Raw genomic sequence first — 15,750 nt, 5'->3', positions numbered from 1 at the left:
ACCATGTTACGCCTCCGCCGCCCGGCCCTTGAGCGCGATGATGCCGCGCGGCCGGAATTGGATGAACAGAATGATAAAGAGGATCATGTAGGTCTGCGCCGCGAGTGTGTTCGACGGGTTCAGCCACTCGATCCCTTTTTGCAGTGTCCCCACCATGGTCGCACCCAAGAGCGTGCCCCAGATGTTGCCAACACCGCCGACCACCACGGTCATAAAGCTTTGCACGATATAGTCGGACCCCATTTCCGAGGTGACCTTGGCATAAAGCCCAATCGCCACGCCCGCGATACCGGCGATGCCCGAGCCAAAGCCGAAGGTCAGCATATTGATCCGGTCGGGGTTGATCCCCATCGACGCGGCCATACGCGGGTTCTGAGTGACCGCGCGCACCTCTAGCCCCAGCCGTGTGCGGTTCATGACGATCAGAAACAGCGCCAGGAACAACAGCGCCAGAATGAAGATTGCGATGCGGATATAGCTGATCGAAACGATGTCATTGATCACCATCGATCCGTCCAACCAGGCCGGAGCGGTCAGCGGACGCGCCTGTGTGCCAAAGATGTTTTTGGCCAGTTGCTGCAACGCAATGGACACCCCGAAGGTGGCCAGCAACGTCTCAAGCGGGCGGTGATACAGCCAGCGAATGACCAGCCGCTCCATCAACACACCTGCTCCGAATGTCACCATGAACGCACACGGAATGGCGACAAGGATTGAAAGGGTCAGGTCGGGAATGAACAGCTGCACAACATATCCGGTGTAGGCGCCCATCATGATGAACTCACCATGCGCCATGTTGATCACGCCCATCACACCAAAGGTGATGGCAAGGCCAATCGCGGCCAGAAAATAGATCGAGGCCAGAGACAGCGCGTCCAGCACCAGATCGACGGTTTGGTTCAGCGCCACCTGTGTCTCAATGTCTTGCAATGTGGCCTGCGCGGCCAATGCGACGGGCAGAGGGGCTCCGACATAGACGCGAAAGAAACTGTGGCTTTCAATCGCCTTGTCTATTTCATTCTGGGTGACCAGAGGGTCAGCCAGGCCCTGCTCAGCCAACAGCTGGTAAGCCGCAGCCCGCGCGGCGTCTTCGTTCAAACTGGCGACCTGAACGCCTGCAACCGTGTCGCCCGAGATATTGGCGATCAATGTTTCTTTGACTGTAGCGCTATCAACAAGCGCAGGTGCAAAACCTGCATCAACGAGAAGATCATAGGCCTGATCACGGGTCAGATCGTCCGAGCCGACCTTAACCGCAACAGCCCCGTCGGGGATCTGCTGGGCGGTCTGGATTTCAGAGGCAACCAGAGGATTGAGCGTGGCGCGCACGTCCACACCCAAATCACCGGCAAAGCTCTCGATGGCGGCCAAACGCGCGGCTTCGTCTTCATCGAACCGGATCGTCAACAGACGCTCCAGCCGTTCTTTGCGGGCCTTCAGGTCTGCGTCATCCTCAGTATCAATCGCACCGCGCAGCGCAGCCAGATGAGACGCTTCTGCATCTCGTTCGATCGCCGTCAACGCGTCGGCGCGGTTTTCCGGGTTTGGATCATTCAGGCGGAACTGCACAAGGGCAGATGCGATCATGCCCCGAATGCCCGAATTGGGTTTCAACTGCTTGAACTGTTTCCTGTCTGCGATGCCGATCTCTGATCCGTCCGACACGTCAAACAGCTGCAACCCGCCATCTGCCTTTTCTGCAAAAACGAAAAGACCGGTCTCTTTGTTGACCCACATGTCTTTCGCCTGCCAGCGTTCAAGCACAACCTGCGCCTCGGGCAAACCGCTTGTAGCCAGCGCATCAATGGCAGGGCCGATTGTCTTGCGCGACGATTTGACGATGACGTCGGCGTGGGTTTGCAAAACCTGCTGCACCGGAGCCTCGGCTGATTGCGCCTGCAGCAGTGTCGGGGCCGCAAGGATCAGCAGGGCCAACACAGCCCGCTTGAACGGAAGCATCATTTAGGAAGACCTCAGCATTGGGTCTCGGGGCACGCATCTAAGCGCGCGCGCCCCGAGTATTTCAGGTTCAGATCTTAGTAGTTCGATTTGATCTGAACGCAGCTTTCGGTTTCGGTGTTGTACATACCGCAACCCAGCTCTTTCCAGTCCGATACAAGAACGGCGGATTCGGGCAGATAGTCTGTCCACGCATCACCCGGAACTTCTTCGGTCTGGCTGATGATGTCGAATTGACCGTCTTCCTGGATTTCACCGATAAGAACCGGCTTGGCCAGGTGGTGGTTCGGCAGCATCACGGCTGTACCACCGGTCAGGTTCGGGAATTCCTGCCCGTACATTGCGGTGCGAACAGCATCCACATCTGTGGTTCCGGCTTCGGTCGCCGCATTCACCCACATGTTGAAGCCGATATAGTGGGCTTCCATCGGGTCATTGGTCACACGATCTTCGCCCATACGCGCCTTCCAGGCTTCGACCCAGCCTTCATTGGCTTCGCTGTCTGCCGACTGGAAATAGTTCCAGGCTGCCAGGTGGCCAACAAGGTTTGTGGTATCCAGACCGGCCAGTTCTTCTTCACCAACCGAGAAGGCAACAACCGGGATGTCATCGGCCGAGATCCCTGCGGCGGCAAGCTCTTTATAGAAGCCCACATTCGCGTCGCCATTGATGGTCGAAATCACGCCAACTTTCTTACCGTCTGCACCCAGAGCAACGACGTCAGCCACGATCTTGGACCAGTCCGAGTGACCGAACGGGGTGTAGTTCACAAAGATATCTTCTTCGGCGATGCCTTTTTGCTGAAGATAGCTTTCAAGAATGTTGTTGGTTGTCCGCGGATAGACATAGTCGGTGCCCAGCAGCGCGAATTTCTCAACTTCCAGTTCGTCCAGGAAGTAGTCAGTGGCCGGGATCGCCTGCTGGTTCGGGGCGGCACCGGTGTAGAATACGTTTTTCGAGCTTTCTTCGCCCTCATACTGAACCGGATAGAACAGCAGGCCGTTCAGCTCTTCGATGACCGGCAGAACCGATTTGCGCGATACCGAAGTCCAGTTGCCGAAAATCACGTCTACTTCGTGAACGGTCAGCAGTTCACGCGCTTTTTCAGCAAACAGAGGCCAGTCGGATGCCGGGTCAACAACAACGGCTTCCAGCTCACATCCCAGCAAGCCGTCCGCTTCGTTTTGCTGTTCGACCAGCATCTCCATAGTGTCTTTCAACGTAGTTTCCGAAATCGCCATGGTACCGGACAGCGAGTGCAAGACGCCAACCTTGATCGGACAATCTGCCAGCGCAGGCAGGGCGCTTGCGAACAGGACAGCAGCAGTTGTGTTGAGAAGTTTGGTGTGCATCAGCGTTTCCTTTTTTGCGATGCGCAGCGGGGTTGTTCAGGACATCGAAACACCCCATATAACCCCCTACGCAAAATTGCGGTGTGCGAGGGAGTCATCTGGTTCCTAGGCCGGACACCTTCGCACATTTTTTAAGCCGCCAGGCGGCGCACGCTCTTGCTAAGTCAGTGATGCGGTCGGGTCAGAGTCCCACGACCGGTGTTCTTGAAAAGATTAAGGCCGATGCTCAATTCTAAGGCGCTTCGGGTGCTGACGGCTAAAAAATTGGGCGTCTGCGTAATTTTTGCCCTATGCGCCACCAAGAATTAACAATTCGCACTGCTCCAAAAGACGCAGCGCCAATTTGCGCGCGGTCGCGGATTCGTCGGTATCTGAGTGAAATGAAGCCGTTTGCAGCAAACGTGCATGGGCATGCTTGGTGTTTATGCGATGATGCAAAACGACCTGCGCATTTGCAGCCGTGGTCGTCGCCTCCAGCAGCTCAACAAATCCGATGCGGCGCAATTCAAGATCTTCGGCCTTTGGATCGTTGATCAGCCAGGCATGTTCCATCTCGGCCGAATAACGCCCGGCGCAGCTTGCGAAGGATTTGACCAGATCATCCTGAGCGCGCAGCATGCCGGCTGAAGCGCACAGGCAGACCAATGAAGACACCAAAACTGTTCTTAAACTGATCATTTTTTCAGCTTCACAGGCGAAAATGCGCCCGTCAAGCTGGCAGTTTATAAATTTCTCCGCATTGTGGCACGACGCCCCTGGCATCGAAGCGCCCAGCCAGAGCCGATCTTACGCCAACGCTCATAGGTTCCGAAACAGACCGGCGCGACCGTCTGAACCGTCAGACGAGCCCGGCTGTCGTAACTGGATCCGTTCTGACCTTAAGCCTTGTCCTGTCCAAGACTACGACGGAAGGAGCGTGGAGACATTCCTGTAGTGCGCCTGAACACACGGCTGAAATACGAAGGGTCGTCATACCCCAACTGAAAGGCGATTGCTGAGATCGACAGGTTGGTAAACGCCAGATTGCGACGCGCCTCTCGCACCATATTCTGCGCAATCGCGGCCGACGCCGAATGCCCGGTTGCCTGGCGCACCACCCGGCTGAGATGCGTTGGGGTTACGCCAATCATACTCGCATAATCCGCCACCCCCAGATGATCTAACGCATGTTTTTCCAACAGACGCTCGAATTGGCGCAGCAATCCATCGTCATTCTGATCGGGCTTGGGGACCTGCCCCGCTATTCGACGCGCCACCAGACCAATCAGCAACGCGGAATAGGCCCGCAGGATATGCGCGCGCGCAAAGGACCTGTTTGCATGTTCGGCAAAGATGGACCGTACCACGTTGCGTATTTCGTCATCTGACCGGAGCACCCGTGCGGTTCTCAGCTCAAGCCGCAATCCTTCGCGGTCGAGTAACCCTTGATCAAGCAACTCGGCAGCCAATGTTACGACCCAGCCGGTTGTCTGCGGCTTAAACGTGAACCCGTGCACCGAACCGATCGGCAGGTTAACCAGGCTGCCTGCATCTAAGCCAAAGCTATCGCCTTCCAGCATCGCTTCGCCCCCACCTTTGTCGACCAAAAGGACCTGATGCAGGCGCGCGTGGCGGTGCGGGCGCAGCGCCCAGTTGTGCAGCTTCGAACGCTGCTCGATGGCTTCGCAATGCACCACATCGGGAAGATCGCGGATCTCGCCGTACAGGTTGTAGTTCTGAATGCCGGACATGTTCGATTTGTACCAAAAAGGAATGGAAACATCCATTCAGTCCTCACCCGGATCAGGGCAAGGTCAACCCACAGGGGAGGATACGCGTGCAGATCATGAAAACGCAGGTCGGGATCATCGGCGGTGGTCCTTCGGGCCTTTTGCTGAGCCAATTGTTACACCTTCAGGGCATCGAAACGATTGTTTTGGAAAAACACAGTCGCGACTATGTGCTGGGCCGCATTCGCGCAGGTGTGTTGGAACAGGGCTTCGTCAAGCTGATGCGGTTGGCCCAATGTGCCGCAAGGATGGATTCCGAAGGTGAGATCCATGATGGCTTTTTCATTGCCGATGGCGAACGCAAGCGCCGGATCGATCTGGCCGGTTACACGGGCGGACAATCTGTGATGGTCTACGGCCAGACCGAGCTGACCCGCGACTTGTATGAAGCGCGCGACAAATTGGGGGGCACGGTGCTTCACAACGTTGAAGACGTGCAGTTGCACGCGTTGACGTCGGACGTCCCCCAAATCACCTGTCGCACCGGTACTGAGCAAATCCGAATTGATTGTGACTATGTGGTCGGAGCGGACGGGTACCATGGCGTCAGCCGCAAATCGATCCCGGACAACGTGTTGACGGAATACGAAAAGGTCTTTCCCTTTGGTTGGCTGGGCGTACTCAGCGAAACCAAACCTGTCTCATCTGAACTGATCTATGCCAAAAATGCGCGTGGCTTTGCCTTGTGTTCGCTGCGCAGCCGGGTTCTGAGCCGGTACTATATTCAGGTGCCGTCGGGCGACCGGGTCGAAGACTGGTCGGACGAGGCGTTTTGGGCGGAACTCAAGGCGCGTCTGCCCGCAGATGTTGCCGATAGTTTGGAAACCGGGCCGTCGATTGAAAAATCAATCGCCCCACTGCGCAGTTTCGTGGCCGAACCCATGCGCTATGGAAACCTGTTTTTGGCCGGAGACGCCGCCCATATCGTACCGCCAACCGGAGCCAAAGGGCTGAATTCGGCTGCCAGCGACATCTATTATCTTTATCACGCTTTGGTAGCGCACTATCAGGACGGCGACGACGCCGGATTGAACAGCTATAGCGAAAAGGCGCTGGCGCGTGTTTGGAAGGCGCAGCGGTTCAGTTGGTGGATGACAAACTTGCTGCACCTGTTTCCCGACCGCATCGCCTATGACCAAAGATTGCAACAGACCGAACTAGACTACCTGTTTGCATCCGAAGCCGCCATGAAATCACTTGCTGAGAACTATGTCGGACTACCGTTCTGAGGGGCCTTTACCCATCGAACAATCGTGCATCGTTAGGGTGGCGGAGAATGCCGTTGTTTCGCCCACGCGCGCGGCTTAGTCTTCACTACAGATGTTCGCGCGGGAGGTTGGCAAGTGCAACTGGACTCTTTTTTTCCATACCGGTTGGCCGTCGCTGCCGAAGCATTCTCGCAAACACTGGTAGATGTCTATTGCCGAACCTATGGCCTTTCTCGGGAAGAGTGGAGGTTGTTGTTCCTGCTGGCAAATGCGGGCAGCCTCACGTCGCTAGAGCTGGCGCAAAAGACGTCCTTGGACAAGGTTCAAGTCAGTCGCGCAGCGCAGAAACTTGAGGACAAGTCTTTGATCCGTCGGACCACCTCTGACACAGATCGCAGGCTTCGCGTTTATCATTGCACAAGTGAAGGCCAGAAAACATTCGAAACGGTGTTTCCAAAGGTGCAGGCCCGCGCAGAAGAGGTGTTTGGTTTGATGACGGATTCTGATCGCGCTGCGCTGGACCAGGGGCTAAGAGCTCTGACCCAGGCCATGTCAGAGCGTGAGACCTCGGAACAGGTTCAGCCCTGAGGCGGTTCTTTTTGCGTCAAAATATCCAAAGCGGATTGCAGCCCTTGCAGGTTTCCTTTCAATTCGGCTTCGAGCTTGCGTTGATATGCCTTTGCCAGCGGCACCAGTTCGCTTAACAATTGCGCTCCCTTGGGTGTGAGTTGCAGCTTCACCAGCCGCCTGTCAGCCCGATCGATCTCTTTGGTGATGTACCCTTCGGCTTCAAGCTTGGCGGCGGCTCGACTGACCTTTGATTTTTCAAGATTAACTTTCTTTTCGATGTCACGAACCGAAACCGCACCCGAATAACCAACGTTCAATATGACCCGCCATTGCGCCGTCGTTATTCCATATGTTGACTTGTAATGCTGCGCGAGCTCGGCGCTTAACCGCGCTGCGACAACCGTCATACGGTATGGGAGGAAGCCGTCGAAATCGAATTCCGGCAGTGTCTGGGACATAAGCACCAATTTTATTTCCAAGTTTCACAGCAAGATGAAACGATTTTCGTTGCAAATGCAACAAATATCTTGACATCGTTGCAAATGCAACGAATGCTTAGGACAAGTCGAATCTATGCCGGATACTCAGATGAGGAGTTACGAGATGAACGAGGTCGCCCCCCACGCGTTCACACAGGCGCAAACCCCTGTTGGCACAGTTCCCGGATACATGCCGGGCTTTGGCAATGACTTTGAAACCGAGGCGCTGCCCGGCGCTTTGCCACAAGGCATGAACAGCCCGCAGCGGGTGAACTATGGCCTATACGGCGAACAGCTTAGCGGAACCGCCTTTACCGCGCCCAGCCATCAGAACGAGCGCACCTGGTGCTACCGCATCCGCCCGTCGGTGAAGCATTCGCATCGTTATGAAAAGATCGACCTGCCCTATTGGAAATCGGCACCGCATATTGTCGAAGACGTAACCAGCCTGGGTCAGTATCGCTGGGATCCGGTCCCCCACACGGATCAGGGCCTGACCTGGCTGACCGGCATGCGCACCATGACCACAGCGGGTGATGTAAACACCCAGGTGGGTATGGCCAGCCATATCTATCTGGTCACCGAGTCCATGGTGGACAGTTATTTCTATTCTGCCGACAGCGAATTGCTGGTGGTCCCGCAAGAGGGTCGCTTGCGGTTCTGTACCGAGTTGGGGATCATCGATCTGGAACCCAAGGAGATCGCCATCATCCCGCGCGGCCTGCTCTATCGGGTCGAGGTTCTGGACGGCCCTGCGCGCGGCTTTGTCTGCGAGAATTACGGCCAGAAGTTCGAACTGCCGGGCCGGGGCCCGATCGGGGCCAACTGCATGGCCAACCGGCGCGACTTCAAGACCCCCGTCGCCGCCTATGAAGACCGCGAGGCACCCTCGACCGTGACAATCAAATGGTGCGGTCAGTTCCACGAAACCAAGATTGGCCACAGCCCGCTGGATGTGGTGGCCTGGCATGGCAACTATGCGCCGGTGAAATATGATCTGCGCGACTATTGCCCGATTGGATCGATACTGTTCGACCACCCCGACCCGTCGATCTTTACCGTGCTGACCGCGCCCTCGGGGCAGCCCGGCACGGCCAACATCGACTTTGTGCTGTTCCGCGAACGCTGGATGGTGATGGAAGACACGTTCCGCCCGCCCTGGTACCACAAGAACGTCATGTCGGAACTGATGGGCAATATCTATGGCGAATATGACGCCAAGCCGCAGGGATTTGTTCCAGGTGGCATGAGCCTTCACAACATGATGCTGCCGCACGGGCCGGATAAGGAGGCCTTTGAAAAAGCCTCCAACTCCAATCTGGGCCCTGACAAGCTGGACAACACCATGTCCTTCATGTTCGAAACCCGCTTTCCACAGCATCTGACCCGCTTCGCCGGTGAAGAAGCACCGCTGCAGGATGACTACATCGATTGCTGGGCGGATATCGAGAAGAAGTTCGACGGCACGCCGGGTCTGAAATGAAACTCTACAGTTACTGGCGTTCAACAACATCCTACCGCGTGCGCGCAGCCCTGAATCTCAAGGGGCTGGCCTATGAGACGATCCCCGTGGATCTGACCGCAGGCGCACAGCAGGCCGAGGACTATGTGCGGCTGAACCCGGGTAAAGGTGTTCCGACGCTGGTTCTGGATGATGGTACCGTTCTGACTCAGTCGCTGGCGATCATCGACCATCTGGACGCGGTTTTCCCCTCGCCGCGCCTGATCCCCGAAGAGCCTGCGCAGCGCGCGCGGGTTCTTGCGGCGGCGCATACCGTGGCGCTGGACATCCATCCGGTGAACAATCTGCGCCTGATTGGGCAACTCAAATCGCGCTTCGGCGCGACGCCCGAACAGGCGCGCGACTGGATGGATCACTGGATGACCGAAGGGTTCAACGCGCTTGAGCCGCAGCTGTCCGACACCAGTACATTCAGCTTTGGCGAGGCCCCGGATCTGGCCGATCTGTGCCTGGTGGCGCAGGTGTACAATGCGCACCGATGGGGCGTGGATCTGAGCCCGTTCCCAAAGATCACCCGGGTCGAACAGGCCTGCCTCGGCCTGCCGGAAATTGCTGCCGCCCATCCTGATCAACAACCTGACGCGATAGGTTCCTAATGACACAACTGATGAACTCCTGGGTGGACAGCGCCAACAGCGCTGACACACCCTTCCCCCTCAACAACCTGCCCTATGGCGTCTTCTCGACTGCCACTTTGTCATCCAGATGCGGCGTGGCCATTGGGGATCAGATCCTCGACATGCGCGCGCTGGAAGAGGCCGGTCTGGTCGATTTCGGTGGCGCTTTGACTGCTGCGACCTGGAACGCCTTTATGACGCTGGGGTCCGAGGCCTGGGCCCGCTTGCGCGCAACGCTAACCTCGCTGTTGGCCGAGGGCAGCGCCGACCAGGACAAGCTGAGTCCGATGCTGGTGGCGCAGGCAAGTGCGACATTGCATATGCCCATCGCCGTATCGGAATACACGGATTTTTACGCAGGCAAGAACCACGCCTTCAATGTGGGCACCATGTTCCGTGGCCCGGAAAACGCGCTGCCCCCCAACTGGCTGCATATCCCCATTGGCTATAACGGACGCGCCTCATCCGTTGTGGTCTCGGGCACCGACATCCGTCGCCCGTGGGGCCAGCTGAAAGGCCCCAATGATGACGCGCCGCGCTGGGGCCCATCGCAGCGCTTTGACATCGAGCTTGAGATGGGCGCAATCGTCGGTCAGCCCTCGAACGGGCCGATCACGGTGGATCAGGCGGATGCCAATATCTTTGGCTATGTGCTGCTGAACGACTGGTCGGCGCGCGACATTCAGGCCTGGGAATACCAGCCGCTGGGCCCGTTCCAAGCCAAGGCGACCGCCACCTCGATCAGCCCCTGGATCGTCACCGCTGCCGCGCTGGCACCCTTCCGCTGCGAAACCCCCGCACGCGAGAAAGAGCTTTTGCCGCATCTGCGCGACACCACGCCAATGCTGTTCGATATCGACTTGCAGGTAACACTGACCCCCGAAGGGGGCGATACCAGCGTCATTGCCAAGACCAACTATAACGAGATGTATTACTCTGCCGCTCAGCAACTGGCGCATCACACTACCTCGGGCTGCCCGATGCGGGTGGGTGATCTGCTGGGATCGGGCACCATCTCGGGGCCGGAAAAACACAATCGCGGGTCTCTGCTGGAACTCAGCTGGGGCGGCAAGGAGCCCATGACGCTGGCGGATGGCACTACCCGCAGCTTTATCGAAGACAACGACACGCTGACATTGCACGGCGCCGCAAAAGGCGACGGTTATCAGATCGGATTTGGCACCTGCACCGGCACGGTGCTGCCAGCACTCGACGACCCATTCAAAGGATAAAACCCATGGCCAAAGCATTTGCCTCGCAAGGCGACCTGACCGAAAAGAAAATCACCTTCGATGAGATCGGCGAAGGGCTTTATGCCTTTACTGCCGAGGGCGACCCAAACTCGGGCGTGATCATCGGCGATGACAGCGTGATGATTGTCGAAGCGCAGGCGACACCGCGCCTGGCCGGCAAGGTGATCGAGAAGGTCCGCGAAGTCACCGACAAGCCGATCAGCCATGTGGTGCTGACGCATTACCACGCGGTGCGCGTTCTGGGCGCTTCGGCCTTTGGGGCGGATCAGATCATCATGTCTGACAAGGCGCGATCCATGGTTGTGGAGCGCGGACAAGAGGATTGGGACAGCGAATTCCAACGCTTCCCGCGCCTCTTTGAAGGCCATGAAAGCATCCCCGGCCTGACCTGGCCCACGACCACCTTCAGCGATAGCATGACCGTCTATCTGGGCAATCGCCGGGTCGATATCAAACATCTTGGCCGGGCCCATACCGCCGGAGATGCGGTGATCCATGTACCCGATCAGAACGTGATGTTCACCGGTGACATCGTCGAATACCACTCGGCCTGCTATTGCGGCGATGGTCACTTTGGTGACTGGGGCCAGACCCTGGACAATATCAAAGCCTATGATGTGGACGCCATCGCCCCGGGACGCGGCGACGCGCTGGTGGGGCCTGACATGGTCAACGCCGCCATCGAAAACACCCGCGATTTTGTCGAAAGCACCTATCGCCCGGCCGCCAAGGTCGCTGCGCGTGGTGGCAGCCTGAAAGAGGCCTGGGACGCCGTGCGCGCAGAATGTGACCCGAAATTCGCCGATTACGCGATTTACGAACACTGCCTGCCGTTCAACGTCGCCCGCGCCTATGACGAAGCCCGCGGAATCGACACGCCACGTATCTGGACCGACAAGCGCGATATCGAGATGTGGGAACAGCTTCAGGGCTGATCCACTCAGCCGCCAACCCCACTTGGTCAGAAAGGAATTCCAGTGTTCGACGATCGTTATACACTTGCATTCAAACTCTATCCCTACGCCCGATCTGCGGATCAGGACGTGGATTCAGCCGTGCGCCATCCTGTGGTGGTTGTTGGTGGCGGGCCAATTGGGTTGGCCACAGCGCTTGATCTGGGACGGCAGGGGATCCCCGTTGTTGTCCTGGACGACCACGAAGGCATTGGCATGGGCAGCCGCGCCATCTGTTTCGCCAAACGCACGCTGGAGATTGCGGATCGCTACGGCTGTGGTGCACCGATGCGGGACAAGGGCGTGGTGTGGAACCTGGGCAAGGTGTTCCAAGACGCGGAACAAGTCTATGAGTTCAACCTGCTACCCGAGGAAGGTCACCGCAATCCGGCCTTCATCAATCTTCAGCAGCCCTATTTTGAAAAATTCCTGTTCGAACAGATCTGCGCCGAGCAGGAAAAGGGCGCGCCGATTCAGATCCGGGGCAAAAACCGCGTCGATGCGGTAGATGCGCAAGACGACCATGTGGTGCTGGATGTGATGACGCCCGACGGCCCCTATCAGCTTGAGGCCGATTGGGTCATCGGCTGCGACGGCGCCAGCTCACCCCTGCGCAATATGCTGGGGCTGGATTTTGAAGGTCGGGTGTTCCAGGACAGTTTCCTGATTGCCGATATCAAAATGAAATCGACCGAGTTTCCCACCGAAAGGTGGTTCTGGTTTGAGCCCTATTTCAAATCGGGTGCCTCGACTTTGCTGCACAAGCAACCCGATGACGTGTGGCGGGTCGATTTCCAGATCGGTTGGGATGTCGACCGCAAGGAAGAAATGAAAGAGGAAAACATCCGCGCCCGTCTGGATGCGATGCTGGGTAAGGATGTGGAATATGACATCGTGTGGTCTTCGATCTATACGTTCCAATGCCGCCGCATGGAGAACTTCCGCAAAGGCCGTGTGATCTTTGCCGGAGACGCAGCGCATCAGGTATCCCCCTTTGGCGCGCGTGGCGCGAATTCTGGGATGCAGGATGTCGACAATCTGGGCTGGAAACTGGGCCTTGTGCTTGCTGGCAAAGCGCCTGAAAGCCTGATCGACAGCTATAACGAAGAACGGGCCTATGGCGCGGATGAGAATATTCTGAACTCGACCCGTTCGACCGATTTCATCACGCCCAAATCCAAGATTAGCCATACCTTCCGCAATGCGGTTCTGGATCTGGCCAAAACGCAGGAATTCGCGCGGCCGCTGGTGAACTCTGGCAGGCTGTCCCTGCCCTGCACCTATGACGGGCTGTCGCTGAACGGTGAAGACGCGTTGACTGGAGGCCCGTCTCGTACTCGGGTCGGAAGCCCTTGCCCTGATGCGCCGCTAAGCGAAGGGTTCCTGCTGGACCAAATGGGGGACGGGTTTATCTTGCTGACCATCGACACCGATGCACCCGACAGCTTTGAGGATGACGGTATCACAGTGTCGCGGCTTGCCTTGTCGGCGTCAGACGATCCGACGGGCGTCCTGTCCGAAAGATATCTGGGCGATGCAAAATCCGCCGTCTACCTGATCCGACCTGATCAGCATGTCACCGCCCGGTGGGACCGCTTTGACAGCGATGCGTTGCGCCAGGCACTTCGTACCGCCTGCGGAAAAGGATAAGACAGATATGGGCCAACTGATCACCAAACCGAACATTGAAACGCCCGATGCGTTCTATTCTGATCTGATCAAGCTGCACGAAGGGCTGACAGACGACGAAAGCGAAGCGTTGAATGCCAAGCTGATATTGGTTCTGTCCAACCATATTGGCGACACGAAGGTTCTACGCGAGGCCTTTGAACTCTGTAAGGGCTAAGCGCTGGTCTTCATTGGCGCTTAAGGCAGTGTTCATAAAACAAAGACCATAACCCCACACCCTTGGAACACAAGCGGCGTGGGGAATAATGGCTTTCAGGTTACGGCTTTACTCTGCCACCTGATTCCACATGTCGCCGATGATCTTCCATTCGTCATCGACCTGATCAAGAACATACAGATACGTCCCGTGCCCGTCGATTCCGGCGGACTCGATTTTGACGTTCACATCACCGATCATGACAGCCAGCGAGGCGTCATCGGACACAAACAGGTGGTTGATTGAATGGGTGACGTCACCGTTTTTCGACGTCACAAACTCAAACAGTTTCCGAGCTTCATCCAAGCCTTCGGTCATTGGCTTTCCCGGTTCGATCCACATTGTGTTTTCCCGGTAAAGACCCAAAAGCCCCTGAACGTCCTGTTCGGCAATGCCCGCGTTAAACGCATCGTTCACAGCATTGAGTTCAGCGACAGGATCATCCGCAAAAGCAGCTGTGGCGGTCAGGGCAAACGCCCCCAAAGTCAATAGTTTACGCATGGTTCTTCCTTGCATCACGGATTATTCGGCGGGCGGGTGTTGGTGCCACATATCGGTGACGATCTTCCAGCTGTCGCCCTCGGGTTTCAGCACGAACAGAAAGGTGCCGGTCGTATCCAGATTGAAGGCCGCAACCTTTACAATCGCGGTTCCCACCATAACTGCGAGAGAGCCATCTTCGGCGATCTCAAGACGGTCGATCGAGTGATCATTCACCCCGTCGTTTTCGGCCATGAAGGCGAAAACCGGACGGATCGCCTCGTGACCCTGCGCCACGGGTTTGCCCTGTTCGATCCACAGCGCATCTTCGGCGTAAAGACCGACAAGGCCGTCAACATTCTTGTCGATCACATATTGGTTGAACTGATCGTTCAGAGCGATCAGGCTTTCTTCTGCCTCTTTCTTGATATCGGCAAGTGCCGCCGTCGCGCTAAGCGCGATTGCAGCCAAGGTGGTCAAAAATCTCATATTCTTTCCTTCTCTCAGGAGTTTTGCAGATTGGGTTGGCGCAGAAAGCTTGTGCGGGTCAGGGCAAATGCCGCTGCTCCGCAGGCTGCAATGGCGCTGACCATGGGAAGAGTTGTGCCGTCGAAAACCGGGCTGCCGATGGCAATCATTCCGGCCCCGGTGAACATCTGAAGCGTGCCACCCAACGACGAGGCAAGGCCCGCAATGTCGCCGTGGTTCTCAAGCGACAGAACCATCACCGTAGGAATGGTTAGGCCAAGGCAAAAGAACCCCATGACCAAGAGGGTGATCAGCAGGTAAAGCGTGACAAGATCGGCCAGCGTCAGTGCCACCAGGCTCAGGGTGATGACAAAGAAGCACGTGATCGCGATACGGACCAGACGATGCATGCCCAAAGTCGCCCCGGCCTTTCCTGAAACCATCGTCGCAATAAAGAACCCAACGCCATTTACAGCAAAGGCCAACCCGAACCCGGCAGGTGTCAGACCGAACTCTCCGGTATAGACGAATGAGGCGGAGGCGATGAACACAAAGAAGCTGGCCATGGCGAAGCCGCCAATAAAGGTCAGGCTTAGGTATTCACCATCGCGGAACAGGCGTCCGGTACCCTCGACAAAGCTCTGCCGGTTGAACACAACGCGATTTTCCTGTGGCAGGGTTTCGCGGTACAGAAAGGTGATGATCAACAATCCCACCGCAGCCATAACGGCCAGCAGAACGAAGATGCCCCGCCACCCGGAAAAAGCCAGCACACCGCTGCCCGCCAAGGGTGCCAGCATTGGTGAGACGCTGACGATCATCATCATGAACCCCATCAGCTGCGCCCCGTCCGTACCGGTGAATCTGTCTCGCACAACAGCCCGCGGGATGACCATCAAAGCCGCCCCGCCGATACCTTGTACCAACCGCGCGAGGGTCAGAACCTCGATCGACGGCGCAACGACCGACAAGACCGATCCCAGACCAAAGATCGTGACACCGGCAAACATCGGCCATTTGCGCCCATATTGATCCCCCAAAGGCCCATAGATCAGCTGAGACAGCCCAAACCCAAGGAAATAGGCGGTCAATGTCATCTGCACCGCGCCCGTGTCCGCGCCCAGATCGTCCGAGATCGCTGGCAAGGCGGGCAGGTACATATCGATGGCCAGCGGACCCAGACAGGTCAGAAGCCCCAGCACCAACAAAAGTCTCAGCTTGCTCTGTTCCATGGT

16 protein-coding genes are annotated in these 15,750 nt (G+C 57.1%); 8 read left to right on the top strand and 8 right to left on the bottom strand.

Annotated features, from left to right (window positions below; translation table 11 throughout):
• Window positions 1–6: 6 nt before the first annotated feature.
• From urtB to GOV38_RS17335, 4 genes are all read right to left on the bottom strand, one after another.
• Window positions 7–1,959 (bottom strand): urea ABC transporter permease subunit UrtB, encoded by a 1,953-nt coding sequence (urtB, locus tag GOV38_RS17350; RefSeq protein ID WP_171208358.1) that lies wholly within the window; start codon window positions 1,957–1,959, stop codon window positions 7–9.
• Between the two features lie 77 nt (window positions 1,960–2,036).
• The gene (urtA, locus tag GOV38_RS17345; RefSeq protein ID WP_171207991.1) at window positions 2,037–3,311 is read right to left on the bottom strand and encodes an urea ABC transporter substrate-binding protein; all 1,275 of its coding nucleotides are present in this window, start codon (window positions 3,309–3,311) and stop codon (window positions 2,037–2,039) included.
• A 288-nt stretch (window positions 3,312–3,599) separates the two neighbouring features.
• Entirely contained in the window at window positions 3,600–3,989 is a 390-nt protein-coding gene (locus GOV38_RS17340; protein WP_171207990.1) for a hypothetical protein, read from the bottom strand.
• Window positions 3,990–4,189: 200 nt separating this feature from the next.
• Complete coding sequence (locus GOV38_RS17335) at window positions 4,190–5,077, bottom strand: helix-turn-helix domain-containing protein (RefSeq protein ID WP_254430459.1); 888 nt, start codon at window positions 5,075–5,077, stop codon at window positions 4,190–4,192.
• Window positions 5,078–5,136: 59 nt separating this feature from the next.
• Here GOV38_RS17335 and pobA point away from each other — a divergent pair, with 59 nt between their 5' ends.
• Together pobA and GOV38_RS17325 are read left to right on the top strand one after the other, a co-directional pair.
• Window positions 5,137–6,309: a 4-hydroxybenzoate 3-monooxygenase gene (gene pobA / locus GOV38_RS17330; protein ID WP_171208356.1), complete on the top strand. Its 1,173-nt coding sequence runs from the start codon at window positions 5,137–5,139 to the stop codon at window positions 6,307–6,309.
• Between the two features lie 114 nt (window positions 6,310–6,423).
• The gene (locus tag GOV38_RS17325) at window positions 6,424–6,876 is read left to right on the top strand and encodes a MarR family transcriptional regulator (protein WP_171102031.1); all 453 of its coding nucleotides are present in this window, start codon (window positions 6,424–6,426) and stop codon (window positions 6,874–6,876) included.
• Here the strand turns inward: GOV38_RS17325 and GOV38_RS17320 are convergent.
• On the bottom strand, window positions 6,867–7,316 hold the full coding sequence (locus GOV38_RS17320; protein ID WP_171207989.1) for a MarR family winged helix-turn-helix transcriptional regulator: 450 nt from the start codon (window positions 7,314–7,316) through the stop codon (window positions 6,867–6,869). The two genes, GOV38_RS17325 and GOV38_RS17320, sit on opposite strands and share 10 nt — an antisense overlap.
• Window positions 7,317–7,461: 145 nt before the next feature.
• Between GOV38_RS17320 and hmgA the strand changes: the two genes are divergently transcribed.
• From hmgA to GOV38_RS17290, 6 genes are read left to right on the top strand one after another with little or no spacing between them, the layout of a single operon-like run.
• The gene (hmgA, locus tag GOV38_RS17315; protein ID WP_171102033.1) at window positions 7,462–8,820 is read left to right on the top strand and encodes a homogentisate 1,2-dioxygenase; all 1,359 of its coding nucleotides are present in this window, start codon (window positions 7,462–7,464) and stop codon (window positions 8,818–8,820) included.
• Window positions 8,817–9,455, top strand: a complete 639-nt coding sequence (maiA, locus tag GOV38_RS17310) for a maleylacetoacetate isomerase (RefSeq protein ID WP_171207988.1) — start codon at window positions 8,817–8,819, stop codon at window positions 9,453–9,455. Before hmgA ends, maiA begins: the two co-directional genes overlap by 4 nt.
• Window positions 9,455–10,708 (top strand): fumarylacetoacetase, encoded by a 1,254-nt coding sequence (fahA, locus tag GOV38_RS17305; RefSeq protein ID WP_171207987.1) that lies wholly within the window; start codon window positions 9,455–9,457, stop codon window positions 10,706–10,708. The genes maiA and fahA overlap by 1 nt, the downstream gene beginning before the upstream one ends.
• A 5-nt stretch (window positions 10,709–10,713) precedes the next feature.
• The gene (locus tag GOV38_RS17300; RefSeq protein WP_171207986.1) at window positions 10,714–11,664 is read left to right on the top strand and encodes an MBL fold metallo-hydrolase; all 951 of its coding nucleotides are present in this window, start codon (window positions 10,714–10,716) and stop codon (window positions 11,662–11,664) included.
• Between the two features lie 42 nt (window positions 11,665–11,706).
• Window positions 11,707–13,332 carry an FAD-dependent oxidoreductase gene (locus GOV38_RS17295; protein WP_171207985.1) on the top strand — a complete coding sequence of 542 codons (1,626 nt, stop codon included), beginning with the start codon at window positions 11,707–11,709 and terminating at the stop codon, window positions 13,330–13,332.
• 7 nt (window positions 13,333–13,339) lie between these two features.
• Window positions 13,340–13,528, top strand: coding sequence for a DUF2783 domain-containing protein (locus tag GOV38_RS17290; RefSeq protein ID WP_171207984.1), 189 nt, complete (start codon window positions 13,340–13,342; stop codon window positions 13,526–13,528).
• A 108-nt stretch (window positions 13,529–13,636) separates the two neighbouring features.
• Here the strand turns inward: GOV38_RS17290 and GOV38_RS17285 are convergent, their stop codons facing one another.
• The 3 genes from GOV38_RS17285 to GOV38_RS17275 are packed head-to-tail and all read right to left on the bottom strand — an operon-like array spanning window position 13,637 to window position 15,747.
• Window positions 13,637–14,068: a nuclear transport factor 2 family protein gene (locus GOV38_RS17285; protein WP_171207983.1), complete on the bottom strand. Its 432-nt coding sequence runs from the start codon at window positions 14,066–14,068 to the stop codon at window positions 13,637–13,639.
• 21 nt (window positions 14,069–14,089) lie between these two features.
• Entirely contained in the window at window positions 14,090–14,536 is a 447-nt protein-coding gene (locus GOV38_RS17280) for a DUF4440 domain-containing protein (RefSeq protein WP_171207982.1), read from the bottom strand.
• A gap of 14 nt (window positions 14,537–14,550) precedes the next feature.
• Window positions 14,551–15,747 carry a multidrug effflux MFS transporter gene (locus tag GOV38_RS17275; protein WP_171207981.1) on the bottom strand — a complete coding sequence of 399 codons (1,197 nt, stop codon included), beginning with the start codon at window positions 15,745–15,747 and terminating at the stop codon, window positions 14,551–14,553.
• Between the last annotated feature and the right edge of the window lie 3 nt (window positions 15,748–15,750).

It is taken from the genome of Ruegeria sp. HKCCA5839 (assembly GCF_013035585.1).
Classification (GTDB): domain Bacteria; phylum Pseudomonadota; class Alphaproteobacteria; order Rhodobacterales; family Rhodobacteraceae; genus Ruegeria.
Note: the sequence above shows the minus strand (reverse complement) of the source record. Positions and strands in the feature narration are given on the sequence as shown.

What these genes read in the sequence shown, in the direction of transcription:
- urtB (WP_171208358.1), bottom strand. Translation starts at nt 1,959, where the DNA reads ATGCTTCCGTTCAAGCGGGCTGTGTTGGCCCTGCTGATCCTTGCGGCC.
- urtA (WP_171207991.1), bottom strand. Translation starts at nt 3,311, where the DNA reads ATGCACACCAAACTTCTCAACACAACTGCTGCTGTCCTGTTCGCAAGC.
- GOV38_RS17340 (WP_171207990.1), bottom strand. Translation starts at nt 3,989, where the DNA reads ATGATCAGTTTAAGAACAGTTTTGGTGTCTTCATTGGTCTGCCTGTGC.
- GOV38_RS17335 (WP_254430459.1), bottom strand. Translation starts at nt 5,077, where the DNA reads ATGGATGTTTCCATTCCTTTTTGGTACAAATCGAACATGTCCGGCATT.
- pobA (WP_171208356.1), top strand. Translation starts at nt 5,137, where the DNA reads ATGAAAACGCAGGTCGGGATCATCGGCGGTGGTCCTTCGGGCCTTTTG.
- GOV38_RS17320 (WP_171207989.1), bottom strand. Translation starts at nt 7,316, where the DNA reads ATGTCCCAGACACTGCCGGAATTCGATTTCGACGGCTTCCTCCCATAC.
- hmgA (WP_171102033.1), top strand. Translation starts at nt 7,462, where the DNA reads ATGAACGAGGTCGCCCCCCACGCGTTCACACAGGCGCAAACCCCTGTT.
- maiA (WP_171207988.1), top strand. Translation starts at nt 8,817, where the DNA reads ATGAAACTCTACAGTTACTGGCGTTCAACAACATCCTACCGCGTGCGC.
- fahA (WP_171207987.1), top strand. Translation starts at nt 9,455, where the DNA reads ATGACACAACTGATGAACTCCTGGGTGGACAGCGCCAACAGCGCTGAC.
- GOV38_RS17300 (WP_171207986.1), top strand. Translation starts at nt 10,714, where the DNA reads ATGGCCAAAGCATTTGCCTCGCAAGGCGACCTGACCGAAAAGAAAATC.
- GOV38_RS17290 (WP_171207984.1), top strand. Translation starts at nt 13,340, where the DNA reads ATGGGCCAACTGATCACCAAACCGAACATTGAAACGCCCGATGCGTTC.
- GOV38_RS17285 (WP_171207983.1), bottom strand. Translation starts at nt 14,068, where the DNA reads ATGCGTAAACTATTGACTTTGGGGGCGTTTGCCCTGACCGCCACAGCT.
- GOV38_RS17280 (WP_171207982.1), bottom strand. Translation starts at nt 14,536, where the DNA reads ATGAGATTTTTGACCACCTTGGCTGCAATCGCGCTTAGCGCGACGGCG.
- GOV38_RS17275 (WP_171207981.1), bottom strand. Translation starts at nt 15,747, where the DNA reads ATGGAACAGAGCAAGCTGAGACTTTTGTTGGTGCTGGGGCTTCTGACC.